General features: G+C 70.2%; 26 protein-coding genes and 1 pseudogene. 14 read left to right on the forward strand and 13 right to left on the reverse strand.

Annotated features, from left to right (window positions below):
* Positions 1-14 precede the first annotated feature (14 nt).
* The 5 genes from sucB (at position 15) to pilH (ending at position 4976) form a co-directional block, all read left to right on the forward strand.
* Positions 15-1241, forward strand: a complete 1227-nt coding sequence (gene sucB / locus ERL55_RS08265) for a dihydrolipoyllysine-residue succinyltransferase (RefSeq protein ID WP_129135994.1) — start codon at positions 15-17, stop codon at positions 1239-1241.
* Positions 1242-1343: 102 nt separating this feature from the next.
* Positions 1344-2780, forward strand: a complete 1437-nt coding sequence (lpdA, locus tag ERL55_RS08270) for a dihydrolipoyl dehydrogenase (protein ID WP_129135995.1) — start codon at positions 1344-1346, stop codon at positions 2778-2780.
* A 118-nt stretch (positions 2781-2898) separates the two neighbouring features.
* Entirely contained in the window at positions 2899-3492 is a 594-nt protein-coding gene (locus ERL55_RS08275; RefSeq protein WP_129135996.1) for a TIGR00730 family Rossman fold protein, read from the forward strand.
* 18 nt (positions 3493-3510) lie between these two features.
* Positions 3511-4506, forward strand: a complete 996-nt coding sequence (locus tag ERL55_RS08280; RefSeq protein WP_129135997.1) for an oxidoreductase — start codon at positions 3511-3513, stop codon at positions 4504-4506.
* 89 nt (positions 4507-4595) lie between these two features.
* A complete protein-coding gene (gene pilH / locus ERL55_RS08285) occupies positions 4596-4976 on the forward strand; it encodes a twitching motility response regulator PilH (protein ID WP_129135998.1) in 381 nt (126 codons plus the stop codon).
* Between the two features lie 19 nt (positions 4977-4995).
* Here pilH and ERL55_RS08290 read toward each other — a convergent pair whose 3' ends face one another.
* Positions 4996-5883: a DnaJ C-terminal domain-containing protein gene (locus tag ERL55_RS08290; protein WP_129135999.1), complete on the reverse strand. Its 888-nt coding sequence runs from the start codon at positions 5881-5883 to the stop codon at positions 4996-4998.
* A gap of 135 nt (positions 5884-6018) precedes the next feature.
* Positions 6019-6498, reverse strand: a complete 480-nt coding sequence (locus tag ERL55_RS08295) for an Hsp20/alpha crystallin family protein (RefSeq protein WP_129136000.1) — start codon at positions 6496-6498, stop codon at positions 6019-6021.
* Positions 6499-6643: 145 nt separating this feature from the next.
* Here ERL55_RS08295 and ERL55_RS08300 point away from each other — a divergent pair, with 145 nt between their 5' ends.
* Both ERL55_RS08300 and ERL55_RS15245 read left to right on the forward strand, forming a co-directional pair.
* On the forward strand, positions 6644-7147 hold the full coding sequence (locus ERL55_RS08300; RefSeq protein ID WP_129136001.1) for a peroxiredoxin: 504 nt from the start codon (positions 6644-6646) through the stop codon (positions 7145-7147).
* A gap of 117 nt (positions 7148-7264) precedes the next feature.
* Complete coding sequence (locus tag ERL55_RS15245; RefSeq protein WP_256386117.1) at positions 7265-7390, forward strand: hypothetical protein; 126 nt, start codon at positions 7265-7267, stop codon at positions 7388-7390.
* 36 nt (positions 7391-7426) lie between these two features.
* Here ERL55_RS15245 and ERL55_RS08305 read toward each other — a convergent pair whose 3' ends face one another.
* Positions 7427-8242 carry a transferase gene (locus ERL55_RS08305; protein WP_129136002.1) on the reverse strand — a complete coding sequence of 272 codons (816 nt, stop codon included), beginning with the start codon at positions 8240-8242 and terminating at the stop codon, positions 7427-7429.
* Positions 8243-8401: 159 nt separating this feature from the next.
* Here ERL55_RS08305 and ERL55_RS08310 point away from each other — a divergent pair, with 159 nt between their 5' ends.
* The 6 genes from ERL55_RS08310 (at position 8402) to ERL55_RS08335 (ending at position 14292) form a co-directional block, all read left to right on the forward strand.
* Positions 8402-9478 (forward strand): diguanylate cyclase, encoded by a 1077-nt coding sequence (locus tag ERL55_RS08310; RefSeq protein ID WP_241685733.1) that lies wholly within the window; start codon positions 8402-8404, stop codon positions 9476-9478.
* A gap of 83 nt (positions 9479-9561) precedes the next feature.
* Positions 9562-10821: a 5-demethoxyubiquinol-8 5-hydroxylase UbiM gene (gene ubiM / locus ERL55_RS08315; protein ID WP_129136003.1), complete on the forward strand. Its 1260-nt coding sequence runs from the start codon at positions 9562-9564 to the stop codon at positions 10819-10821.
* Positions 10822-10884: 63 nt separating this feature from the next.
* Complete coding sequence (locus tag ERL55_RS08320) at positions 10885-11097, forward strand: RNA-binding S4 domain-containing protein (RefSeq protein WP_129136004.1); 213 nt, start codon at positions 10885-10887, stop codon at positions 11095-11097.
* 86 nt (positions 11098-11183) lie between these two features.
* Positions 11184-12044: an N-formylglutamate amidohydrolase gene (locus ERL55_RS08325; protein WP_129136005.1), complete on the forward strand. Its 861-nt coding sequence runs from the start codon at positions 11184-11186 to the stop codon at positions 12042-12044.
* The gene (locus ERL55_RS08330; RefSeq protein WP_164972154.1) at positions 12041-13234 is read left to right on the forward strand and encodes a tyrosine/phenylalanine carboxypeptidase domain-containing protein; all 1194 of its coding nucleotides are present in this window, start codon (positions 12041-12043) and stop codon (positions 13232-13234) included. The genes ERL55_RS08325 and ERL55_RS08330 overlap by 4 nt, the downstream gene beginning before the upstream one ends.
* Complete coding sequence (locus tag ERL55_RS08335; protein ID WP_206733295.1) at positions 13231-14292, forward strand: hypothetical protein; 1062 nt, start codon at positions 13231-13233, stop codon at positions 14290-14292. Before ERL55_RS08330 ends, ERL55_RS08335 begins: the two co-directional genes overlap by 4 nt.
* A 12-nt stretch (positions 14293-14304) precedes the next feature.
* Here ERL55_RS08335 and ERL55_RS08340 read toward each other — a convergent pair whose 3' ends face one another.
* From ERL55_RS08340 to ERL55_RS08385, 10 genes and pseudogenes are all read right to left on the reverse strand, one after another.
* On the reverse strand, positions 14305-14643 hold the full coding sequence (locus ERL55_RS08340; RefSeq protein WP_129136007.1) for a zinc ribbon domain-containing protein YjdM: 339 nt from the start codon (positions 14641-14643) through the stop codon (positions 14305-14307).
* Between the two features lie 36 nt (positions 14644-14679).
* Positions 14680-15300: a bifunctional phosphoribosyl-AMP cyclohydrolase/phosphoribosyl-ATP diphosphatase HisIE gene (gene hisIE / locus ERL55_RS08345; RefSeq protein ID WP_129136008.1), complete on the reverse strand. Its 621-nt coding sequence runs from the start codon at positions 15298-15300 to the stop codon at positions 14680-14682.
* The gene (gene hisF / locus ERL55_RS08350; RefSeq protein WP_129136009.1) at positions 15297-16112 is read right to left on the reverse strand and encodes an imidazole glycerol phosphate synthase subunit HisF; all 816 of its coding nucleotides are present in this window, start codon (positions 16110-16112) and stop codon (positions 15297-15299) included. Before hisF ends, hisIE begins: the two co-directional genes overlap by 4 nt.
* A complete protein-coding gene (gene hisA, locus ERL55_RS08355; protein WP_129136010.1) occupies positions 16106-16858 on the reverse strand; it encodes a 1-(5-phosphoribosyl)-5-[(5-phosphoribosylamino)methylideneamino]imidazole-4-carboxamide isomerase in 753 nt (250 codons plus the stop codon). Before hisA ends, hisF begins: the two co-directional genes overlap by 7 nt.
* Positions 16855-17454 (reverse strand): imidazole glycerol phosphate synthase subunit HisH, encoded by a 600-nt coding sequence (gene hisH / locus ERL55_RS08360; protein WP_129136011.1) that lies wholly within the window; start codon positions 17452-17454, stop codon positions 16855-16857. Before hisH ends, hisA begins: the two co-directional genes overlap by 4 nt.
* Entirely contained in the window at positions 17451-18578 is a 1128-nt protein-coding gene (gene hisB / locus ERL55_RS08365; protein WP_129136012.1) for a bifunctional histidinol-phosphatase/imidazoleglycerol-phosphate dehydratase HisB, read from the reverse strand. The genes hisH and hisB overlap by 4 nt, the downstream gene beginning before the upstream one ends.
* A gap of 98 nt (positions 18579-18676) precedes the next feature.
* A pseudogene (gene hisC, locus ERL55_RS08370) lies at positions 18677-19723 on the reverse strand (histidinol-phosphate transaminase); the annotation flags it as partial.
* Positions 19720-21048, reverse strand: coding sequence for a histidinol dehydrogenase (gene hisD / locus ERL55_RS08375; protein WP_129136014.1), 1329 nt, complete (start codon positions 21046-21048; stop codon positions 19720-19722). The pseudogene hisC and the gene hisD, both read right to left, overlap by 4 nt.
* The gene (gene hisG, locus ERL55_RS08380; RefSeq protein WP_129136015.1) at positions 21045-21959 is read right to left on the reverse strand and encodes an ATP phosphoribosyltransferase; all 915 of its coding nucleotides are present in this window, start codon (positions 21957-21959) and stop codon (positions 21045-21047) included. Before hisG ends, hisD begins: the two co-directional genes overlap by 4 nt.
* 11 nt (positions 21960-21970) lie before the next feature.
* On the reverse strand, positions 21971-22297 hold the full coding sequence (locus tag ERL55_RS08385) for a YerC/YecD family TrpR-related protein (protein ID WP_129136016.1): 327 nt from the start codon (positions 22295-22297) through the stop codon (positions 21971-21973).
* A 129-nt stretch (positions 22298-22426) separates the two neighbouring features.
* Between ERL55_RS08385 and ERL55_RS08390 the strand changes: the two genes are divergently transcribed.
* On the forward strand, positions 22427-23665 hold the full coding sequence (locus ERL55_RS08390) for a hypothetical protein (RefSeq protein ID WP_129136017.1): 1239 nt from the start codon (positions 22427-22429) through the stop codon (positions 23663-23665).
* Positions 23666-23678 lie beyond the last annotated feature (13 nt).

Genomic DNA, 23678 nt, shown 5'->3' on the forward strand with positions numbered 1-23678 from the left:
GACGCATCAAGACCATGGCCACCGAGATCAAGGTACCGGTACTCCCCGAATCCGTTTCCGACGCCACCATCGCCACCTGGCACAAGAAGGTGGGCGACGCGGTCGCGCGTGACGAGAACATCGTCGACCTCGAGACCGACAAGGTAGTGCTCGAAGTGCCGTCGACCGTCGAGGGCGTGATCAAGGAGCTGAAGTTCGCCGAGGGCGATACCGTCACCAGCCAGCAGGTGCTGGCGGTGATCGAGGAAGGCGCCGCGCCGGCGAAGTCCGCGGACGCGCCGAAGGACGAGGGCAAGGCCAAGGCCGCGGAAGTCGAGGCCGCCCGCGAGGAAGGCCCGAGCGTCGCGAAGAAGCCGGAGGCGTCCGCGCCGCCGCAGGCCGCGTCGTCGACCGGTGACCTGCCGCCGGGCGCGCGCTTCACCGCCCTGACCCAGGGCATCGATCCGTCGCAGGTCGAAGGCACCGGCCGCCGTGGCGCGGTCACCAAGGAAGACCTGGTGAACTACGCCAGCGGCAAGACCCCCGGGGTGTCCGGTGGCGCGCGTCCGGAAGAGCGCGTGCCGATGACCCGCATCCGCAAGCGCATCGCCGAGCGCCTGATGCAGTCCAAGGACTCCATCGCCATGCTGACCTCGTTCAACGAGGTCAACCTCGGCAAGGTGATGGCCCTGCGCAAGCAGCTGGGCGAACAGTTCCAGAAGGACCACGGCATCAAGCTCGGCTTCATGAGCTTCTTCGCCAAGGCCGCCGCCAACGCGCTGGCGAAGTACCCGGTGGTCAACGCCTCGGTCGACGGCGACGACATCATCTATCACGGCTACGCCGACATCTCGATCGCGGTGTCGACCGACCGCGGCCTGGTGACGCCGGTGCTGCGCAATGTCGAGCGCATGGGTTTCGCCGACGTCGAGAAGCAGATCGCCGAATACGCGACGAAGGCGCGCGACGGCAAGCTGGCGCTGGACGACCTGCAGGGCGGCACCTTCACCATCACCAATGGCGGCACCTTCGGCTCGCTGATGTCGACGCCGATCGTCAACCCGCCGCAGTCCGCGATCCTCGGCATGCACGCGATCAAGGAGCGCGCGATCGTCGAGAACGGCCAGGTCATCGCCGCGCCGATGATGTACATCGCGCTGTCCTACGACCACCGCATCATCGACGGCAAGGACGCGGTGCTGTTCCTGGTCGACATCAAGAACCAGCTCGAGAACCCGCACCGCATGCTGCTGGGCCTGTAAAGTTCTGGGCCCTCTTCCGCTCGCGGAGAGGCGCGCCCCCATCCGGCGCTGCGCGCCACCTTCTCCCGCACGCGGGAGAAGGGATCAAGCAAGGAAACGAACATGGCTGAACAATTCGACGTCGTCGTCATCGGTGCCGGCCCGGCCGGTTACCACGCCGCCATCCGCGCCGCGCAGCTCGGCATGAAGGTCGCCTGCATCGACGCCGCGCTGGGCAAGGATGGCAAGCCGGCGCTGGGCGGCACCTGCCTGCGCGTGGGCTGCATCCCGTCAAAGGCGCTGCTGGATTCCTCGCGGCAGTTCCACAACCTGCAGCACGTGTTCGAGCAGCACGGCATCAGCGCGAAGGATCCGCAGATCGACGTCGAGAAGATGGTCGGCCGCAAGGACGCCATCGTGAAGCAGTTCACCGGCGGCATCGCGCAGCTGTTCAAGGCCAACAAGGTCGCGCCGTACTACGGCTTCGCCACCCTGCATGCCGACCGCCTGGTCAAGGTGAAGCAGCATGACGGCAGCGAGGTCGAACTCACCGGCACCAACGTCATCATCGCCGCGGGTTCGGATTCGATCGAGCTGCCGTTCGCGAAGTTCGACGGCGAGACCATCGTCGACAACGTCGGCGCGCTCGACTTCACCGAGGTGCCCAAGCGCATGGCGGTGATCGGCGCGGGCGTGATCGGCCTCGAGCTCGGCAGCGTGTGGAAGCGGCTCGGCGCCGAGGTCGTGATCCTCGAAGCCATGCCGGACTTCCTGGCCGCCGCCGATGCCGAAGTGTCGAAGGTCGCCTTCCGCGAGTTCAGGAAGCAGGGCCTGGACATCCGCCTCGGCGCCAAGGTCTCGAAGGCCGACGTCACCGGCAAGGGCAAGAAGAAGGAAGTGCAGGTCACCTTCGCAGACAAGAACGGCGAGGAAACGATCACCGTCGACAAGCTGCTGGTGGCCGTGGGCCGCAAGGCCGCGTCCAAGGGCCTGCTGGCCGAAGGGTCCGGCGTGAAGCTCACCGAGCGCGGGCAGATCGAGGTCGACGCGCACTGCCACACCGGCGTCGACGGCGTCTGGGCCGTGGGCGACTGCGTGCGCGGCCCGATGCTGGCGCACAAGGGCTTCGAGGAAGGCATCGCGGTGGCCGAGCTGATCGCAGGCCTGCCCGGCCACGTCAATTTCGACACCATCCCGTGGGTCATCTACACCGAGCCGGAGCTGGCCTGGGTCGGCAAGACCGAGCAGCAGCTGAAAGAGGAAGGCATTCCGTACAAGGCCGGCAGCTTCCCGTTCGCGGCAAACGGCCGAGCGGTGGCGATGATCGAGGCCGCGGGCTTCGTCAAGGTGCTGGCGCATGCCGAAACCGACCGCGTGCTGGGCATGCACCTGGTCGGCGCCAACGTCTCCGAGCTGGTGCACGAGGGCGTGCTGACGATGGAGTTCAAGGGCTCCGCCGACGACCTGGCGCGCATCTGCCATGCGCACCCGAGCCTGTCGGAAGTGGTCCACGACGCCGCGATGGCGGTCGACAAGCGCGCGATCCACAAGGCGAACTGACGCCACGGCCGCCGGGCGCGCCCGGCGCCACCGCGGTGCATGCGACACAGGCGCCGGGCTCTTGCCCGGCGTCCGCGTTTCTCCCCCCTGCGTTTTCCTTCCAGCACGGCACACCCATATGCGAAGCATCTGCGTCTACTGCGGCTCCAACAGCGGCGCCCGCCCCATCTACGCCGAACAGGCGATCGCGCTGGGCACGCGCATGGCACGCGACGGCATCCGCCTGGTCTATGGCGGCGGCAACATCGGGCTGATGGGCACGATCGCCGACGCGGTGCTCGAAGCCGGTGGCGAGGTGACGGGCATCATCCCGAAGCAGCTGGTGGACATGGAAGTGGCGCACCGCGGCCTGACCGGGCTCGAGGTGGTGGGCTCGATGCACGAGCGCAAGCTGCGGATGTTCGATCTCGCCGATGGCTTCGTGGCGATGCCGGGCGGCTTCGGCACGCTGGAGGAAGTGGTGGAAATGCTGACCTGGCGGCAGCTGGGCATCAGCGAGAAGCCCTGCGCGTTCCTGGACGTGGAGGGTTACTACCAGCCGCTGATCGCGATGATGGACCGCATGGTCGAGGAGCGCTTCCTGCATCCCGCACAGCGCGAGGACATGTGGACCGGCCGCGACATCGAGGCGATGCTCGACTGGATGAAGTCCTACGAACCCGCGCAGGCGACCAAGTGGCTGAGCGAGAAGCACAGCCGCGAACTGCGCTGAACCGACCGGAGCAATGCCATGACCATCCCCACCGGCTTCCGTGCCTTCCGTATCCACGATGACGCACAGGGGTATCGCAGCGGCGTCGAAACGGTGACGCTCGACGACCTTTCACCGGGCGAAGTGGTGATCCGCACGGCGTACTCCTCGGTCAACTTCAAGGATGCGCTGGCGGGCACCGGCAAAGGAAAGATCCTGCGCCGCTTCCCGCTGGTCGGTGGCATCGACCTCGCCGGGCACGTGGTCGCGTCCACGGACCCCGCCTTCAGCGAGGGCGACGAGGTGCTGGTGACCGGCTGCGGGCTCAGCGAAACCCGCGACGGTGGTTATTCCGAGTACGCACGCGTGGAATCGAAATGGGCGGTCAGGCTGCCGGCCGGGCTGTCGCTGCGCGACTCGATGGTGCTGGGCACCGCCGGCTTCACCGCGGCACTGGCCCTGCTGCGCCTGACCGAGAACCACCAGCACCCCGGCCTCGGCCCGCTGGCGGTCACCGGCGCCACCGGCGGCGTCGGCTCGCTTGCGGTCGACATCTTCTCCAGCGCCGGTTACGAGGTGCATGCGGTGAGCGGCAAGCCGGCCCAGGCCGCCTATCTCAAGGAGATCGGCGCAACCGAGGTCATCGGCCGCGATGCGCTGGCGACCGGCCGGCCGATGGAATCCGCGCGCTTCGGCGGCGGCCTCGACAACGTCGGTGGCCCGATGCTGGCCAGCCTGCTGGCGCAGACCGTGCCCTACGGCAATGTCGCAAGCGCAGGCCTTGCCGCGAGCCACGAGCTGCCGACGACGGTGATGCCCTTCATCATCCGCGGCGTCTCGCTGCTGGGCGTGGCATCGGCCGGCACCGCGCGCGACATCCGCGATGAGGTCTGGAAGCGCCTGGCCGCCGAATGGAAGCCGCGGCACCTTGACCGCATCCTCCAGCACGAAGCGACACTCGACACGTTGCCCTCCGTGTTCGAGCGAATGCTCGCCGGTGGCTCGCTCGGGCGCACGCTGGTACGCATCGGCTGAGTCGGCGCGCATCGTCCACGCACGCACTGCATCCGCTTGCCGGGTGTGGTGGCGCGGCTACAATCTCCGCTCGCAACCCGGAACATGCCATGGCGCGCATCCTGATCGTCGACGACTCACCTTCCCAGCTTGCCGGCATCCGCCGCATCGTGGAGAAGCTCGGCCATCAGCCGCTGACGGCCGAAGACGGACAGGCCGGCGTGGATGCCGCCAACCGCGAACTGCCGGACCTGATCCTGATGGACGTGGTGATGCCCAACCTCAACGGCTTCCAGGCGACCCGTTCGATCAGCCGCGAGGCGACGACGAAGCACATCCCGGTAGTGCTGATCACCACCAAGGACCAGGAAACCGACCGCATCTGGGGCATGCGCCAGGGCGCGCGCGGCTACCTCACCAAGCCCTTCACCGAAGACGAGCTGGCCGACGTCATCTCCAGCACGCTGGGCGCCGGCGACATTTCCGCCTGAGTCGCGTCGCTGGCGCGGCCTACGCGCGCCAGCCCTCGCCGAACGCGGCCTGCAGCGCCTCGTAGGCCTCGCGCTGGGCATCGGTCTGCGGCTTCGGCGCCAGCACCTCGAGTTCGACGATCTGGTCGCCCGCCGGTGCGCCGCGCGTGCCGGGTAGCCCGCGCCCGCGCAGGCGCAGTCGCCGGCCGGCTTCCGAACCTGCGGGAATCCTGAGTTCCACCGGTCCGCCAAGCGTCGGTGCGCTCACCGTCGCGCCCAGCGCGGCTTCCCACGGCGCGACCGCCAGTACATGGATGACGTTGCCGCCATCGACCTCGAACTGCGGATGCGCGGCGTACTCGACCTCCAGCAGCAGGTCGCCGTGGGCGCCCTGCCCGCGCAGCCGGATCACCTGCCCGGGGCGGATGCCACGCGGCACGTTGACGTCGAGCGAGCGTCCGTTGACCGCGATGCGCACGCTGTTGCCGTGGTAGACCGCGTCCAGCGGCACCGCGAGCTTGGCGCGGGTGTCGCCGCGCGGCGCCTGCGCGCCCGGCCCCGGTCCGCCGCCGAAACCGCGGCGGCGACCGAACAGTTCCTCGAAGAAATCGCTGAAACCGCCGCCGTCTCCGCCGGCGAAGATCTCCTCGAAATCGACACCGCCGGGGCCGCCAAAACCGTGCGGGGTCTGCACCTCGTCGCCGGGCCGGTAGCCGCGCGCGCGAAGCTGGTCGTAGGCGGCGCGCTTCTGCGGGTCACGCAGGGCCTCGTAGGCCTCGTTGACCGCCTTGAACTGCTCTTCCGCATCCGCCGCCTTGCTGACGTCCGGATGGTATTTGCGGGCGAGCCTGCGATAGGCGGTCTTGAGCTCCGCCTCGTCCGCGCCGGGCTCGACGCCGAGTGTCCCGTAGTAGTCCTTGAACTGCATCGTGCGTGTTCGTCTGGAGGTTGCCCAGTGTAGTGCGTGGCCGCCGGTGCGCGGCCGACAGGGCGTAGCCGCACCGGGCGCGCAATGCGCCCGGTGTGGGCCCCGTTCCGCCGGCGTGGCGGCTGTGCTGCGTGCTTACTGCTGCGTCGGCAGCGTGCCCGGTCGTCCGACCTGGATCCGCCGCGGCGTGGTTTCCGGGCGCTTGGGGATGCTGATTTCCAGCACACCGTTGTGGCCGGACGCGGTGACGCCTTCGGGATCGGCACTGTCGGGCAGCGCGAAGCGGCGGTGGAAACTGCCGTAGCGGCGCTCGACGCGGGAAAAGCTGGTGCCCTCGTCGCGTGCCTCGGACTGGCGCTCGCCGCGGATGCTCAGGATGCCCTTGTCCATCAGCACCTCGACGTCCTCCGGGTCAACACCCGGCAGGTCGGCCAAGATCACGAAACGGTCGGCCTCTTCCTTGATGTCGACGCGCGGTGTCCACTGGCTGGTGACCACCGATGAACCGTCGCGGTCGTCATCGGTCTGGAAGAACTGGTTGAATGCCTGGCGCAGTTCGTCGTGCAGGCTGGGCTGGGTGGTGCCCTGCAGGGGATGGCGGATTGCATGTCTCATCGGTGTGTCCTCCGTTGCTGGATGGCGGCGCCGTGCGCCCGCCGTATGCCCGGGATGTAGCGTTTCCGCTGCGTCTTTCAAGGGTCACGTCGCGGCCCGGCATGGCGCGGCTAGACTGTGTTCACCCATTCCCCGAGGAGTTCCCATGAGCGTGCAGCCCGGCGACAGCATTCCCGAAGTGGTGCTGAAGTACATCAACGATGGCGTGCAGGCCATCGACACCCCCACCCTGTTCCAGAGCCGCAACATGGTGCTGTTCGCGGTGCCGGGGGCGTTCACCCCGACCTGCTCCGAACGCCACCTGCCGGGCTTCGTCGAGCACTTCGACGCGTTCCGCGCGCGCGGGGTCGAGGTCGCCTGCATCGCGGTCAACGACCCGTTCGTGATGCAGGCCTGGGGCCAGCAGCTCGGCGTGCCCGACGGCCTGCGCATGCTGTCGGACGGCAATGGCGACTTCGTGCGCGCCCTCGGCCTGGAGATGGACGCCAGTGCCTACGGCATGGGCCGGCGCGCCAAGCGCTTCTCGCTGTACGCGGAGGACGGGGTGATCCGCCACCTGTTCGTGGAGGCGCCCGGAGAGTTCAAGGTGTCCAGCGCCGAGCACATGCTGGCGCAACTCGACCGTGACGGCGAACGCCCGGCATCCTGAAGCGTTCACCGCTTCACCCATGGGCAACGGCTGCTTCACGCCGGCTGACGGGGACCGGCGCGCAGGATGCACGTGCGGCACCAACGGTGTGTCCGCATCCCCCCTCAGGAGTCAGCGATGAACAACCAGACGCAGGGTCAGAACAACCAGCAGCAGGGCGGCCAGGACCAGCAGAACCAGCAGGGCCAGGGCGGCCAGCAGCAGGGCCGCGAGACCCAGGGCATCCAGGACGAAGAGGAATAGTCCTCTCTTTTTCCAGGACGCCCCCGACGCCCGGCATCAGCCGGGCGTCGTCGTTCCGGGGTGTGCCGCAAGCGAAGCGGCCACCCGGTCGAGTACCGGTTGCAGCTGGGCGACGGCGACAGCCTGGCGGTCGAGCAGCAGCTTCGTGGCGGCGTCCGCTCCGGGCTGCGGTCCGCGCCAGGCGAATGCGACCTGGTTGCGCATCCGGGCTTCCTCGACCAGCAACACCCGGTCGGCACCGAACACCGCGCGCAGGTGCTCGACATGGGCGTCGGCCCCGGCCGCGAACAGGTTGACCGACAGCGCGCCGCCGGGCAGCAGCGCGGCGTGGCAGTCGGCGTAGAACTGCCGGGTCGACAGCACCGGCGGGATGCCGGTCTCGTCGTAGCCATCGACCAGCAGCACGTCGTAGCGGCCGGGGCGTGCGGCCACGAACGCGGCGCCGTCGTCGACCAGCACCCGCAGGCGTGCGTCGTCGTCGGGAATGCCGAATTCCCGGCGCAGGCCGACCACCCACGGGTTGTTCTCGACCACCTCCAGCGTGGCTTCCGGGAAATGCCGATGGATGAACTTCACCTGCGATCCACCGCCCAGCCCGACCATGCCGATGCGCGGCCGCGCCGGTGCCCACAGCAGGGCCGCCAGCATCGTGCGCGTGTAGTCGATCAGCAGATGGTCGGGGTCGTCGGCGAGCATCCGGCTCTGGGTCTGGCTGCGGGTGAACTGCAGCGCGGCGTAGCGGCCGTAGCGCCGCACCGAAGGCCGGCGCAGGCGCCGTCCGGACGCGTCCACCGGCCCGCGCACGCGTTGCCACCAGCGCTGCAGCCATGCCGCGATGGTGCTGTTTCCCACGTTGGTTCCGCCTGCGTCGCCCACCGTTGATCCATGTTGCGGAAGGGCGCACAGCCTAGCGTGCGCACCGCGGGCGCGCGATGCGTGGACACGTCGATCGGCGTGGCCACGCGCCGGGAAGCGCCGGTATGCTGCGGGGGTCCGGTTCCGGGGGAAAGGATGGACCAGCACATCGACACGGCGACCGGCATGCCCGCTGCGGCGGCCGCCGCGCCACGGCGGATGTCACGGCTGCCGCGGCGCGTGTATCCGTTCCGCGTGCTCGGCATGGGGCTGGCCGGGGTTGCGGCGGCGGTGGTGCTGTACGAGCGCCAGGCCGGGTGGCCGGCGTGGGGCTGGATGCTGGCGATCGCACTGGCATGGCCGCAGCTGGCATGGCTGCGCTCGAGCCGCAGCCGCGATCCCCATCGCGGCGAGGTGGGCAACCTGTTGATCGACTCGGCGCTGGCCGGCTCGCTGGCCGCCCTGCTCCACTTCAACCTGCTGCCCAGCGTGCTGGTGCTGACGCTGGCCACGGTCGACAAGATCAGCACCGGCCTGCCACGGCTGTGGCTGCGTTCGCTGCCGTGGATGCTCGGCGGCCTGCTCGCGACCGGCCTGGTGACCGGCTTCGCGGTGGCGCCGGATACCTCGATGGCGGTGATCGTGGCCTGCCTGCCGATGATGATCCTGCACACCATCGGCGTCGCGCTGGCCAGCCAGGACCTGGTGCAGCAGATCCGCGGCAAGAACCGCCAGCTCGACCAGCTCAGCCGCATCGATGGACTCACCGGGGTGACCAGCCGCCGCCACTGGCAGCAGCAGGCCGAAGCGGTGTTCGCCGGCGCCCGCGCCGACGGCGGCGCGGCGCTGCTGATGATCGACATCGACCGTTTCAAGGACATCAACGACCGTGTCGGCCATGCCGCGGGCGACGGGATCCTGCGCGCGCTCGGCGAGATCCTGCTGCAGTTGCAGGCCCGGCCGGGCCTGGCGGGCCGCTACGGCGGCGATGAATTCGCGCTGGTGGTTCCCGCCGTGGACCGCGCCGCGGCGATGGCCCTGGCCGAACGCCTGCGCGCCACGGTGGTCGTGCGGACCGCCGGCGGGCCGGGCCCGGAAGCGACCATCAGCATCGGCCTGGCGATGGCCGATCCCGCGCAGCAGTCGCTCCGCGACTGGATCGAAGCCGCCGACGCCGCGCTGTACCGCGCCAAGGGCAGCGGACGCAACCGGGTGGAGGCATCGCCGGGTTGACGTGGCGGAATGTCGCGATGGCCGGTTGCCCGCGGCTTGCGCCGGATCAAGTCCCGGCGCACCGGGTTGCCTAGACTGTGCGCATGCAGACCCGTTACCGCGCCACCCCCCGGACCACCGATGTGGTGATCGTCGGCGCCGGCCCCGCCGGGCTGGCACTGGCCTGTGCGCTCGCTCCGCTCGGACTGCGCGTGGAGCTGGTGGAACGCCAGCCACTGTCCGCCGTGGCGGAACCGGCGTTCGATGGCCGCGAGATCGCGCTCACCCACGCCTCGATGCGGCTGCTGCGCGAGCTGGGCATCGCGGCGCACATCCCGGCGGCCGCGATGTCGCCTCTGCGGATTGCACGGGTGATCGAGCGCGACGTCGCACGCGAGCTGCAGGTGCATACCGGTGACACCGGCCACGACCGGCTCGGCAGCCTGGTGTCGAACCGGGTCATCCGCGCGGCGGCGTGGCAGGCCGCGCAGGCGCTGCCCGACGTGCAGGTGCACGCGGGCGCGGTGGTGGATGCCGTACACACCGATGCCCGCGCCGCCGAAGTGCGCCTGGCCGACGGCCGCGTGCTGCGCGCCGGCCTCCTGGTGGCCGCGGACAGCCGGATGTCGCAGACCCGGCAGGCGCTCGGCATCGGCGCGCGGATGCACGACTCCGGCCGCCACATGCTGGTGTGCCGGATGCACCACGAGGTCGCCAACGATGGCGCGGCCTGGCAGTGGTTCGGCGATGCGCAGACGCGTGCGCTGTTGCCGCTGGAACCGCACCTGTCCTCTGTGGTGCTGACCCTCACCGGTGCCGAGGCGCAGCGCATGGAGCGGCTCGACGACGACGCCTTCGCCCGCGAGGTCGAACAGCGCTTCGAGCACCGCCTCGGCGCGATGGCCACGGCCAGCACGCGCCACCGCTATCCGCTGGTGACGGTGTACGCGCGCCGCTTCGTGGCCACGCGCGCGGCGCTGGTCGGTGATGCCGCGGTCGGCATGCATCCGGTCACCGCGCACGGCTTCAACCTCGGCCTCGCCAGCGTGGAACGCCTTGCGGGCGCGGTGGGCGATTCGCTGCAGCGGCACGCCGACCCCGCCGACCCGCGTGCGCTCGCGGCTTACCAGCGCCGCCACCGCCGGGGTTCACTGCCGCTGTTCCTGGCGACCGCCACCGTCGCCGGCCTGTATGGCGACGACCGTGGTCCGGTGCGGCCGCTGCGTCGTGCCGCGCTCGAGGCTGCAGCGCGCACCGCCCCGTTCCGGCGCGCGCTGGCGGCAGGGCTGGTCGATGACGGCCCGGTGGACCCCGGTGCAGCCGATCGCGTACGCGCCGCCCTGCGCTGGCTGCGACCCGGCTGACCCACGCGGCACGCACCGCCGGGGTCATGGCCAGCGGCCCTCGCGCATGGGACCATGCGCCCCATGCAGACCATTCCGTTCGATCTCGAAGGCGACCACGTCGAACTCAACCAGCTGCTCAAGCTGGTCGGGCTGGTCGACAGCGGCGGTGCCGGCAAGGCCCTGGTGGCGGCGGGCGCGGTGTGTGTCGACGGCGCGGTCGAATCGCGCAAGACCGCGAAGATCCGCAGCGGCCAGGTGGTGCAGCTCGATGGCGTCGAGATCCGCATCAGCTGAGGCACGCTTGCCATCTCCAGGCGTTCGCTGAACGCGGCTTCAGCATGTCCACGACGCGCTAATGCCGCCCTCGCCAGCATGGCGGCATGACGACATCCAACGCAGCCGCCGGCGCGCGCGTCCGGCAATCCGAGTTCTTCCTGCACGACACCCGCCTGGTGGCGGCCTCGCCCTGCGACGAATGGGACCTGGTGATCGGCGACGGGCCGGTGGTGGCCGCCGCGGTCCATGACGGTCACGCGATGCGGCCGTCGCTCGAACAGCATCTCGCCATCGATACGCCCAGCCGGCGCCGCGACGAGGATCCGCTGACCGGGTTGCTCACCAGCGTCGGCGACGTGCGCCTGCGCGCGCGGCGCTCGCGCTTCGAGGTCGACCTCAACCGGCCACGCGACAAGGCGCTGTCGAGCAACCCCGAGGACACCTGGGGCATCCGCTTCTGGCGCGGCGAACTGCCGCGCGAGGAACTGCAGGCCTCGCTCGCCGTGCACGACCGCTTCTACGCGATGCTGACCGAACTTTTCGACGCCCTGCTCGAGCGCCATGGCAGCCTGCTGGTCATCGACCTGCACAGCTACAACCACCGCCGCGACGGACCGGACATCCACGCCCCGGCGGATGCCAATCCGGATATCGACCTCGGTGTCACCACCCTCGACCGCGCGCGCTGGGGCAAGGCCGTGCATGCATTCGCCGAAGCCATGCGCGCCGCACCGGTCGCGGGCGGCGCCCCCGACGTGCGCGAGAACGTGCGCTACCCCGGTGGCGGCCACTTCCCGGAATGGATCCACGCACGTTACGGCAGCAACATCTGCACGATTTCCATCGAATACAAGAAGACCTTCATGGACGAATGGACCGGGCATGCCGACATCGCCCGCCTCTACGACCTGCAGGCCGGGCTCGAGCAGGCGGTGGCCGCGGTGCGCGCGGAGTTCGGGCGGTGAACGCGACCGCAGCGACGCCAAGGCCGCTGCCGCCCATCGCCGCCGGGGTGGACGCCGCACTGGCACGGATGGACGCCGAGCTCGACTGGCTGATGGCGTTGTCGCCGATCGGCAACGTCGAGCTGTGGGAGGCCTTCGAAGGCAGCGGCCGCACCGCGATGCCGGAACTGCGCTATATCGACCTCGACATCGACCTGCATGCGGCGCGGCGCCGACTGCTGGAACTGCCGGTGGACCGGGTGGAATCGCCGTTGCTCTCGGGGCTTCTGGCCGAGAAGCAGCGCGAGCTGGACCGCCAGCTCGAACTGGTGCGCATGCGCGGCACCGACGGCTTCGTGAATGCAAGCATCGACCTGTTCGGTGGCGTGGAGCCGCCGTTGCTGGAACTCGCGCAGGAGATCCTGCGCGACGTCGAGCCGGGTGCACCGTTGCAGGCCGATGCCGGCATCGACGAATTCATGGCCGCGCTGGAAGCGGAGCTCGACTGGTACCACGACCGCTGCCCGGACTTCCACGCCGAGGTCGTGGTCGACACCGACCTCAACTCGCTGATGCTGGTCAACCACGGCACGTTCTATGTCGACGGCAACCTGCGCATCCCGCACGCGCGGGTGCAGCCGCTGATCCAGCACGAGATCGGCACCCATGTGGTGACACGCCACAACGGTGCGCGCCAGCCACTCACGCAACTGAAGGTGGGGCTGGCGCACTACGACCCGCTGCAGGAAGGCCTGGGCGTGCTGGCGGAGTTCCTGGCCGGCTACCTGCCCGGCGAACGGCTGCGGGTGCTCGCGGCGCGTGTGCTCGCAGTGCACATGGCACTGGAGGGCGAAGGCGTGCCGGCGATCTTCGACGCGCTGCACAACACCCACGGGCTGCCGACCGACGACGCCTTCGATGTCGCGGTGCGCGCGGTGCGCGGCGGTGGCCTCAGCAAGGACGCCGTCTACCTGCGCGGCCTGCGCGACCTCGTCGACTACCTCCATGACGACGGCGACTTCGAGGCGCTGCTGGTGGGCAAGTTCGCACTGTCGCACCGCGTGGTGCTCGACCAGCTGCTGGCCGAGGGCTGGGTGGTCGGCCCGGAGCTGCTGCCCCGCTACATGACCGATCCCGCCTTCGCCGACAGGCTCGCACTGTGCCGCAGCCTGCCCGTCCAGCACCTCTACCACATGGAACCCGCATCATGAGCCCCACCCCGATCGCGCTCGGCTTCGTCGTCAACGACGTCGCCACCGAGCAGGAGAACTACACCACCATCCGGCTGGCCCGCCGTGCCTGCGCGCGCGGCCACCGCGTTGCGATCATCGGGCTCGGGGACTTCACCTACGACGCCACCGGTTGCGTGCGCGCATCGGCCTGCATCCCGCAGCGCTCCGACTATGCCGACGATGCCGGGCTGCTGGCCGAACTGCAGGGCGAGGGGGCGACGCGCGAGCGCATCTCGGTCGAGGACCTCGACGTGCTGATGCTGCGCAGCGATCCCGCCGAAGAACTCGAAAGCCGGCCATGGGCGCCGAACAGCGCATTGCTGTTCGCCCAGCTGGTCGCGGCACGCCACGTGATCGTCCTCAACGATCCGACGCGCCTGACCGACGCCAGCAACAAGACCTATTTCCAGCATTTCCCCGAGGAACTGCGCCCGGAAACCTGCATCACCCTGGACCCCGACGAGATCAAGTCGTTCATCGCCGCGCACGATGGCTACGGCGTGATCAAGCCGCTGCAGGGCTCGGGCGGCCAGAGCGTGTTCGTGGTGACGCCCGAGAGCGGCGCCAACCTCAACCAGATGATCGATGCGGTGGTGCGCGACGGCTACGCGATCGCGCAGGAATACCTGCCCCGGGCAGCCGACGGCGACCTGCGCCTGCTCACGCTCAATGGGCGCCCGCTGCAGGTGGATGGCACCTGGGCGTGCATCCGCCGCTACAACGACAGCGGCGACGCGCGCAGCAACATCAGCGCCGGCGGCAAGTACGAGGCCGCGGTGCCGGACGCGGATGCATTGCGCCTGGCGGAGATCGCCGCGCCGAAGCTGATCCGCGACGGCATGTACTTCGCCGGCCTCGATATCGTCGGCGACCGCATGATGGAGATCAACGTCGACACGCCCGGCGGCATCAACATGATCGAGGAGCTCACCGGCGTGGATTTCAGCGGCCACATCATCGCCGACCTCGAGCGCAAGGTGCGGCTGCGCGACCAGTACAACCGCACCCTGGGCAACGTCGAGCTGGCGATGCTGTAGCGCCGGAGCCGGTCAGGCCTTGCGCAGGAACTCGGTCTTCACCACCAGGCCCCTGATCTTCTCGGAGTGGCCTTCGACATGCGTCGGATCGCCATCGACCAGGCGGATGTTGCGGATCACCGTGCCCTGCTTGAGCGGGATCGAGGATCCCTTGACCTTGAGATCCTTGATCACCACCACGGTGTCGCCGACGACCAGCGGATTGCCGTTGCTGTCGCGTACGGTGTCGCCGCTCTCGCCATCCGACGGCGCATCCGACCACTCGTGCCCGCACTCCGGGCACACCAGCAGGCCACGATCGGTGTAGGCGTGGGCACCGCCACACTGTGGGCAGGCGGGTTGATCGGACATGTGTGCTCCAGCGACAAACGGCGGCGCATTGTATCGCTAGCCGCGCGGCGCAGCCCCCGAGCGCGCTGCGAGCACGCGTTGCACATCGGCCCAGCCAAGGCCGCGGGCGCGCAGCAGCACCACGAGGTGGTACACCAGGTCGGCGGCTTCGCCGAGCAGTGCATCGTCGTCCTGGGCGACCGCTGCGAGCGCGGTTTCCACACCTTCCTCGCCGACCTTCTGCGCGATGCGGCGCACACCGCCTGCGAACAGGCGTGCGGTGTAGCTCGCATCGGCCGGAGCATCCACCCGGGAAGCCACCAGCGCGTCCAGTGCCGCCACCACGTCGCCTGGCGCGTCGGCGAAGCAGCTGTCGCGTCCCAGATGGCAGGTCGGGCCCTGCGGTCGTGCGCGCACCAGCAGGCTGTCGGCGTCGCAGTCGGTCTCGATGGCGACGAGCCCGAGGGTATTCCCCGACGTCTCGCCCTTGGTCCACAGGCGATTGCGGCTGCGGCTGAAGAACGTCACCTGTCCCGTCCCGCAGGTCACCTGCAGGGCCTGGCGATCCATATAGCCGAGCATCAGCACGCGCATGTTGTCGGCGTCCTGCACCACGGCGGGCAACAGCCCGCCACTCTTGTTCCAGTCGAGGCTGTCGATGTCGATCATGGTGCTCATGCCGTGTCGCCGCGCAGAGGGAAGGAGGCACGGGCGTCCGGCGCTGCCCGCACCGCGATGCCGGCGCCGCGAAGATCGCGTTTGAGTTGCGGGATCGCGAGCGCACCGCTGTGGAACACGCTGGCGGCGAGCGCCGCGTCGGCATCGGCGTCGCGGAACACATCGACGAAATGCGCGGCCGTCCCCGCGCCTCCCGACGCCACCAGCGGTACGCGGCACACCGCGCGCGCGGCACGCAGCTGTTCGATGTCGTAGCCGTTGCGCACGCCGTCGCTGCCCATGCAGTTGAGGACGATCTCGCCGGCACCCAGCGCCTGCGCCTCGACGAGCCAATCCAGCGTGCGCCGCCCGGGCGCGCGTGTGCGCCCGGGATCACCGGTGTGGCTGCGCACACGCCACTCGCCGTCCGCCTCGCGGACCGAATCCACGCCCACCACGACGCACTGCACGCCGAATTCGGCAGCGAGCTCCCCGATCAGCGCCGGACGCTCGAGCGCGGGCGTGTTGATCGAGATCTTGTCGGCGCCGGCCTGGAGCACTGCGCGTGCGGTCGCCACATCACGGATGCCACCGGCCACACAGAACGGGATGTCGAGCAGGCGCGACACGCGGCGGATCCACTCGCGGTCCACCGAACGGCCCTGCGGGCTCGCGGCGATGTCGTAGAACACCAGCTCATCGGCGCCGGCATCGCGGTAACGCAGGGCGAGTTCGACGATATCGCCCATGTCGACGTGGTCGCGGAAGCGCACGCCCTTCACCACGCGCCCGTCGAGCACGTCCAGGCAGGGCACGATGCGCCGACTCAGCATGACGTCGCCCGCAGCGCTTCGGCGACGGTGAAGCGGCCCTCCAGCAGGGCGCGGCCGAGCACGATCCCGGCGCAGCCCCGGGTGCGGGCGTCGCCGATGTCGTCGAGCCGGTGCACGCCGCCCGAGGCCTGCACCGACAGCGACGATGCGATCCCGCGCAGATGCGCATACAGCGCGGGATTGGGGCCGGCGAGCATGCCATCACGGTCGATGTCGGTACTCAGCAGATGCACCAGCCCGGCCTGCGCATAACGCAGCGCCAGCGCATCCAGCGTCTCGCCACCGGTTTCAGTCCAGCCGTGCACCGGCAGCCGCCAGACGCCGAGGGCGTCGCGCCGGGTGTCGAGCGCGACGGTGATGCGGTCGGCGCCGAATTCCTGCAACCACGCTTCGACCAGCTCCGGACGGCGCACCGCGAGCGACCCGACCACCACGCGCGCAGCGCCCGCATCAAGCAGGGCGGCCACATCATCACGTGAACGCACGCCCCCGCCGGTCTGTACGCTCAGCCCGGTGCCGGCGATGATCGCCCGCAACAGGGGCCCCAGCGTGTAGTGGCCGACGCGCGCGGCATCGAGATCCACCAGGTGCAGCCATTGCGCACCCTGGTCGGCGTATTCGCGTGCCAGCGCGAGCGGTCCGTCGGCGTAGCGCGTCTCGCGGGCATAGTCGCCCTGGCGCAGGCGCACCACCCGCCCCTCGCGCACGTCGATCGCCGGATAGATGGTGAAGTCGTTGCTGGTCACAGTCCGTTCTCGATGAAATTGCGCAGCAGGCGCGCACCGACGTCGGCGGAGCGCTCCGGGTGGAACTGCGCACCCGCCACGTTGCCGCGCTGCACGATCGCGGCGAAGGTATCGCCATGCTGGCAGGCCAGCACGCAGTCATCGGTCACCGGCGCGGCGTAGCTGTGCACGAAATAGGCGTGTGCACCGTGTTCGATCCCCGCCACCAGCGGCGATGGCCGCACCGGCGCCAGCGTGTTCCAGCCCATATGGGGGACCCGGACACCGTCGCGTTCCTGCAGGCGCATCACCCTGCCCGGCAGCAGCCCGAGGCAGGCGGTGTCGTCCTCGGCCGAATGCTCGAACAGCAGCTGCATGCCCACGCACACGCCGAGCAGAGGCGTCCGCAGCTCACGCAGCACGTTCACCAGTTCCAGCTCGCGCAAGCGCCGCATCACCGTCGCCGCAGTGCTCACCCCGGGCAGGATCACGCGATCGGCCGCGTGCAGGACCGCCGCGTCGGTGGTGAGTTCCGGCTCCACGCCCAGCCGCTGCAATGCGTACGCCACGGAGCCGAGGTTGGCGCCGCCGGCATCGACCACCGCGAGCCGCATCAGAGCACTCCCTTGGTGCTGGGAAGCCCGGCGCCCTCGCGACGCAATGCCTGGCGAAGCGCACGCGCCACCGCCTTGAACATCGCCTCGATCTTGTGGTGATCGTTGTCGCCGCGCACCTGCAGGTGCAGGTTGAGCCCCGCCGCATCGCAGAGCGAGCGGAAGAAGTGCGCGACCAGTTCGGTTGGCAGATCGCCCACCCGCTCGCGGCGGAAGCCGCCGTCGAACACGAAGTAGGCACGACCGCTGAAGTCGAGCGCGGCCCGTGCCAGGGTCTCGTCCATCGGCAGGGTGAAGCCGGCGTGCGGTGCGGCCGCAGCCAGCATCGGATCGTCTGGCGGGTCGAAACCATAGCGGCCGATCCCGCGCTTGGCGCCCAGCGCTTCACGCAGCGCCTGTCCCAACGCCAGCCCGGTGTCCTCGATGGTGTGGTGCTCGTCGATATGCAGGTCGCCCTGCGCGTCGATCTCCAGCGCGAAGCCGCCGTGCTTGCCGAGCTGGTCGAGCATGTGGTCGAAGAACGCCAGGCCGGTGCTGACCCGCGGCTCTGCGGCGAGATCGAGGTCGAGCGCGACACGGATCGAGGTCTCGCGCGTGGTGCGCTGCACCTGTGCCCGGCGCGGTGCATCCACCAGTTCGTGGGCGATGCCCGCCCAGTCCCACTCACCGCCGAACTGTGGCGTGCGCAGCTGGAAGCCACGGATGCCCATGTTGGCGGCGAACGCGATATCGGTATCGCGATCGCCGACCATCGCCGAACGTGCGATGTCGATGCCACGATCGCGCAGGTAGTGCATCGCCAGCCCGATGCCGGGCTTGCGCGTCGGCAACCCTTCGCTGGCGAAGCTGCGGTCGATCAGCGTTTCGCGGAAGCGGATGCCCTGGCTTTCGAAGATCTGCAGCATCAGCGCATGCGGGCCATCGAAGGTTTCCTGCGGGAATGCATCGGTGCCGAGCCCGTCCTGGTTGGTCACCATCACGAACTCCCAGCCGGCATCGCGCAGCTTCAGCAGTGCGGGGATGACGCCCGCAAACAACCGCAGCTTCCCGTAGGCATCGATCTGGAAGTCGCCCGGTTCCTCGATCAGGGTGCCGTCGCGATCGACGAAGAGGATCGGCGTGCTCATTGCGAAGTCTCCTCTGTGCGGCGTGGCACGGGCATGCCGGCTGCGTCCGTCACGTCGCCCGGCGATCCGGCGGTGCCGCGGGGTGCGCCGAAGACCTCGAGCACGCGATCGTTCTGCTCGGGCGTGCCGATGCTGATCCGCAGTGCGTCGTCGAGCTGCACGGCGCCACGCTGGTCGCGCACGACGATGCCCGCGGCCAGCAGGCCGTCGAACGCGGCCTGCGCATCGCGGCAGCGCACCAGCAGATAGTTGCCGTCGGACGGGTAGACACGACGCACGCCGGGTGCGCGCAGCAGTCCATCGAAAAGGCGCGTTCGTTCGCGTCGCACCTCGTCGACGTGGCGTTGCGTCTGGCGCAGTGCCGCAGGCACGAGCGCCGCGCAGGCCAGCGCCGCCGATGGTGCCGGCAGCGGATACGGCGCCTGGCAACGGCGCAGCACCGCGATCAGGTCCGGATGGCCGATCGCGACGCCCACCCGTGCACCGGCCAGCGCATGCGCCTTGGAGAGCGTGCGCAGCACCACGAGGTTCGCGTGCTGCGCGAGCAGGCCCAGCGCCGACGGCTGCGAGGAGAACTCGGCATAGGCCTCGTCCACCACCACCAGCGCCTGGCCGCGCAGGCTGTCGGCAACGGCTGCGATCGAATCCGGCGCGATCGCGGCGCCGGTGGGGTTGGCCGGCGAACACAGGAACACGATCCGCGCCTGGCGTTGGCGTGCGGCCTCGACGACGGCACCGAGGTCCGGTCCGAACCCGCGCACATCATCCAACAGCGGCACCTCCACCAGCGGTGCGCCCTGCAGCCGCGCGGCCACCGCGTACATGCCGAACACCGGCGGCGTGGCGAGCACGGCGTCCTGCCCCGGTCGGCAGCTGGCGCGCACGAGCAGGTCGATGGCCTCGTCGCTGCCACGCCCGACCAGCAGCTGGCCGGCATCCACCGCGTACAGCGCGGCCAGCGCATCGACCAGCGCCTGCGGTTGCGGATCCGGATAGCGGCGGCAGCCGCCATCGGCATCGGCGGCATTCGGCCAGGGCGATTCGTTGGCATTGAGCCAGTCACGGCCGGCCACCCGCGTGCTGCGCGCGGAGCCATAGCCGGCGAAATCGCGCAGGTCCTCGCGGACCAGGTCGAGCACGCTCATGCCCGCGCCTCCGGCAGCCGCAGCCGCACCGCGTTGGCATGGGCCTGCAGGCCTTCGGCTTCGGCGATGGCGATGGCATCGGGCCCGATCGCGGCGATCCCGCCGGGTGTTGCGGTCTGCACGCTGATCGTCTTCTGGAATGCCGCCACGCCGACACCGCTCCAGGCGTGCGCGGCACCGTCTGTCGGCAGCACGTGGTTGGTCCCGCTGCAGTAGTCGCCCAGCGCCTCGGGGGTGTGGTCGCCGAGGAAGATCGAGCCCGCCGAAGTGACCCGGTCGAGCCAGCGGCGCGGTTCGCGCAGCGCCAGGATCAGGTGCTCGGGCGCATACAGGTTGGACAGCGCGAACGCATCCTCGAGGCTGTCGACCTCGACCAGCCGCGAGCGCGCCAGCGCCTGCCGCGCGATGTCGGCGCGCGGCAGCGCGTCGAGCTGGCGGGCCAGCGCCACCTCGACCGCGGCGATCAGCGCCGGTGCGTCGGAGACCAGCAGTACCTGCGAGTCCGGGCCGTGTTCGGCCTGCGACAGCAGGTCGGCGGCGATGAATTCCGGATCGGCGCCGGCATCGGCGATCACCAGTACTTCCGACGGGCCCGCCGGCAGGTCGATGGCGATGTCGCCCGCCTGCGCCAGCTGGCGCTTGGCCTCGGTGACCCAGGCATTGCCCGGCCCGAAGACCTTGTCGCACGCCGGCACCTGCGCGGTGCCGAGCGCCAGCGCGGCGATCGCCTGCGCACCGCCGAGCTTGAAGACGCGGTGCACGCCGGTCATGCGCGCGGCCACCAGCACCGCGGGGTCGGCGCTGCCGTCGCGACGTGGCGGCGTGCACAGCACCACCTGCGCGCACCCGGCCAGGCGCGCCGGAACCCCGAGCATCAACGCGGTGGATGGCAGCGGCGCGCTGCCGGCCGGCACGTACAGGCCGACCCGCGCGATCGGCCGCACCAGCCGTTCGCAGACCACGCCCGGCGCGGTCTCGACGCTGTAGCCCTGCAGCGCGCCGGGCGCGTGGAAGGCCTCGATGCGCGCTGCGGCGCGGGCCATCGCGTTGCGCAGGTTCGCGGGCACCAAGGCTTCAGCCGCGGCGAACTCGGCTTCGCTGACCTCGAAGGATTGCAGTGCGACGCCATCGAGGCGCGCGGTGATGGCACGCAGTGCGTCATCGCCGCCGCCGCGCACCTTGTCGATGAGCGCGGCCACCGACCGCGCCAGTGCCTGCGCACCGTCGCGACCCGGGCGCTGCAGCACGCGCAGGCGTGCTTCGCCGTCCAGCGTGGACCAGCGCACGCGCTGCGCGGTCGGCGCGATGTCCAGACCGGTGCTCATGCCAGCGTCCTCTCGACCGGCAGCACCATCAGCCCCCGGGCACCGGCCTGGCGCAGATCTTCCAGGCGCTGCCAGGTCATGGTGCCGCGGCACAGCGTCTGCAGTGCCAGCGTGTCCTGCCCATCGAGCTGCATCACGGTCGGCGGCTCCGCGTCCGGCAGCAGCTTCATCAGCGCGGGCACGGCCTCGCGCGTGGTCTGGAACATCAGCAGGCGGCTGTCGCGCAGGCGCAGCACGCCGTCCATGCGCCGCAGCAGCAGTGCCATGAGTTCGGCACGCGCATCGGTAAATGCCCGCACCGGCCCGGCCAGCACCGCCTCGCTCTGCAGCAGGGTGAGCACCGGGCGCAGCTGGTTGGCGGCGAGCGTGGCGCCGCTGGAGACGAGGTCACAGATCAGGTCGGCCTGGCCGAGACGCGGAGCGATCTCCACCGAACCCGACAGCACCACCACGTCGGCGTCGATGCCCTGCCCGTCCAGCCACTGGCGCATCAGGTGCGGATAGCTGGTGGCGATGCGCCGGCCAGCGAGTCCGCCAGGGCCGGTCCATTCCCAGCCCTCGGGCACGGCAAGGTCGAGCCGGCAGCCGCCGAAGCCGAGCGTGCGCAGCTCCCGCGCCACCTCCGGCAACGCCTCGGCCCGGCGACCGGCGGCCTGCTCGGCCAGCACGTTGCGGCCGACGATGCCGAGATCGCAAACGCCATCCGCCAGCAGGCCGGGGATGTCGTCGTCTCGCACCAGCAGCAGGTCGATGGGCAGGGTTTCGCCGTAGCAGAACAGGCGGTCGCGGCTCTCGCGGAAATCGAGGCCGCACGACGCCAGCAGGGCGCGGGACGGCTCGCCGAGGCGGCCGCTCTTCTGGATGGCAATGCGCAGACGGTCGCGCACCGCCGCGGGGGCGGTCGGGCTCATGGCGGTCCGGGTCAGTGGGAGGGAACGAGGTGCGGGAACTGGCGACGCGCGGCGGCGGCATAGCCGCCCTCGCCGTGGCCCAGCGTGCGTGCGACGCGACCGACGGTGGTCACGCTGACACGGGTGCGCTCGTGGATCTCGCGATACGGCACGCCTTCAAGCAGCAGCGGCACCACTTTCCAGCGGTCCGACATCGCTTCGAGTTCGGCGGGCGTGCACAGGTCGCGCAGGAACGCGACCACGTCCTCGCCGCTCTGCAGCGACGCGAATGCCTCCGCCAGGCCCTGCAGGGCGGCTTCGGCGTCGTATCGCGGCAGGGGATCAGGACGTTGTTTCACTGGGATAATGTATTAACGCGTTAGTGCATTATTCCGATCGGCGCTCCAATTGCAAGCGCTCGGCGCGTTGCGTTCAGCACGGATGCGGCCTCGTGGTTCAATCGCCGGACGCACCTCACGGACGACGTCGTGCTTCCGATCCCATTGATTGCGACCTGGGCCGCTCTCGTGTTCGCACTCCCGGCAATGGCCGCGCAGCCGCAGGAGGACGTCGCGCAGGGGGACACCTTGGCCGCAGCGCAGGCCACACCGGCCCTGCCGCTGCGCAGCCATGACGCGCTCGCGGCCTGGCGCCAGGCGAATCCGGGCCCGCTGGACCGGATGTCTCCAACCGGCCTGGCGCGCTTTCTGCGCGGACTGGTGCTGACCGATCGTGGTCCGGCGGGCTTCCCGCTCGCCGACCTGCAGGCCGAGCTCACCAGCGCCGAGGTGACTGCGGTGGCACGACTGTTCGGGATGGACGGCCATTGGGAGGGGCTGACCGAAGCCGAGGCGCGGCGCGTATCGCAGGTCGCGCGCCCTGCGGCGGCCACCGCACTGGAACATCGCGTCGAAACGTTCGAAGCGGACATCGCTGACCTCTCCGCGCACACTGGTTCTCGAAACCGCGCCATGGCGGTGCAGGCGAGGTTCGAACAGACGTTCCCGTCCGCCGGGTGGACGCGGCTGCTTGCGAACGCGGGCGACCACGACCTGCTCCTGCTGTGGCGCGCGGCCAGCAGTGCAGCGTTCCACGGCCGCGATCCACGCCTCCACGATCGCGCGGCGACGGCCCTCGCCGCGTTGCGCGAGCGTGGGCTGGATACACGCCTGCAGGTGCGGGACATGCAGGCCTTGCATTTCGCGGCCGGCGATCCGGATGCCGCCGCGGCGATCGCGCAGGCGATGCCGGAGCGCGACCCGATCCGGCTACCCGGGCTGCATCCGCTCGCGGACAGCGGACGCCATCACACCGCCTGGGAGGTCACCGGCGATCCTCCGGCACTGGTCGAGCGCGACCGCGCGGTGGCCGGGCGGCGCGTGGTCGTGGTGTCGGCGCCGGGTTGCGGATTCAGCCGCGCGGCCGCGCGTGACATTGCCGGGGACGCCACGCTGGGGCCGGTGTTCGCACGCCACGCGCTGTGGCTTGCACCGCCACGGCAGCTCGCCGGCTGGGAGCATCTGCAACGATGGAATGCCGCCCACCCGGACACGCCGATCGAGGTCGCCACCCGCGAAGGCGCGTGGCCGGAGCTGGATTTCGCACGGACCCCGGTGTTCGTGGTGCTCGACGGCGACCGGGTGCTGGCCCGCATCAGTGGCTGGACCCCGGACCATCGCCTGCAGCTGGAGGAGGCCCTGCGCGCCCACGGACTGCTGCCTGACTGACGGCACGCCGCGC

It is taken from the genome of Luteimonas sp. YGD11-2 (assembly GCF_004118975.1).
Classification (GTDB): Bacteria; Pseudomonadota; Gammaproteobacteria; order Xanthomonadales; family Xanthomonadaceae; genus Luteimonas; species Luteimonas muca.

Excerpts from the sequence above, each read along its gene's own strand:
- sucB (WP_129135994.1), top strand. The coding sequence starts at position 15 with ATGGCCACCGAGATCAAGGTACCGGTACTCCCCGAATCCGTTTCCGAC.
- lpdA (WP_129135995.1), top strand. The coding sequence starts at position 1,344 with ATGGCTGAACAATTCGACGTCGTCGTCATCGGTGCCGGCCCGGCCGGT.
- ERL55_RS08275 (WP_129135996.1), top strand. The coding sequence starts at position 2,899 with ATGCGAAGCATCTGCGTCTACTGCGGCTCCAACAGCGGCGCCCGCCCC.
- ERL55_RS08280 (WP_129135997.1), top strand. The coding sequence starts at position 3,511 with ATGACCATCCCCACCGGCTTCCGTGCCTTCCGTATCCACGATGACGCA.
- pilH (WP_129135998.1), top strand. The coding sequence starts at position 4,596 with ATGGCGCGCATCCTGATCGTCGACGACTCACCTTCCCAGCTTGCCGGC.
- ERL55_RS08290 (WP_129135999.1), bottom strand. The coding sequence starts at position 5,883 with ATGCAGTTCAAGGACTACTACGGGACACTCGGCGTCGAGCCCGGCGCG.
- ERL55_RS08295 (WP_129136000.1), bottom strand. The coding sequence starts at position 6,498 with ATGAGACATGCAATCCGCCATCCCCTGCAGGGCACCACCCAGCCCAGC.
- ERL55_RS08300 (WP_129136001.1), top strand. The coding sequence starts at position 6,644 with ATGAGCGTGCAGCCCGGCGACAGCATTCCCGAAGTGGTGCTGAAGTAC.
- ERL55_RS15245 (WP_256386117.1), top strand. The coding sequence starts at position 7,265 with ATGAACAACCAGACGCAGGGTCAGAACAACCAGCAGCAGGGCGGCCAG.
- ERL55_RS08310 (WP_241685733.1), top strand. The coding sequence starts at position 8,402 with ATGGACCAGCACATCGACACGGCGACCGGCATGCCCGCTGCGGCGGCC.
- ubiM (WP_129136003.1), top strand. The coding sequence starts at position 9,562 with ATGCAGACCCGTTACCGCGCCACCCCCCGGACCACCGATGTGGTGATC.
- ERL55_RS08320 (WP_129136004.1), top strand. The coding sequence starts at position 10,885 with ATGCAGACCATTCCGTTCGATCTCGAAGGCGACCACGTCGAACTCAAC.
- ERL55_RS08325 (WP_129136005.1), top strand. The coding sequence starts at position 11,184 with ATGACGACATCCAACGCAGCCGCCGGCGCGCGCGTCCGGCAATCCGAG.
- ERL55_RS08335 (WP_206733295.1), top strand. The coding sequence starts at position 13,231 with ATGAGCCCCACCCCGATCGCGCTCGGCTTCGTCGTCAACGACGTCGCC.
- ERL55_RS08340 (WP_129136007.1), bottom strand. The coding sequence starts at position 14,643 with ATGTCCGATCAACCCGCCTGCCCACAGTGTGGCGGTGCCCACGCCTAC.
- hisIE (WP_129136008.1), bottom strand. The coding sequence starts at position 15,300 with ATGAGCACCATGATCGACATCGACAGCCTCGACTGGAACAAGAGTGGC.
- hisF (WP_129136009.1), bottom strand. The coding sequence starts at position 16,112 with ATGCTGAGTCGGCGCATCGTGCCCTGCCTGGACGTGCTCGACGGGCGC.
- hisB (WP_129136012.1), bottom strand. The coding sequence starts at position 18,578 with ATGAGCACGCCGATCCTCTTCGTCGATCGCGACGGCACCCTGATCGAG.
- hisD (WP_129136014.1), bottom strand. The coding sequence starts at position 21,048 with ATGAGCACCGGTCTGGACATCGCGCCGACCGCGCAGCGCGTGCGCTGG.
- hisG (WP_129136015.1), bottom strand. The coding sequence starts at position 21,959 with ATGAGCCCGACCGCCCCCGCGGCGGTGCGCGACCGTCTGCGCATTGCC.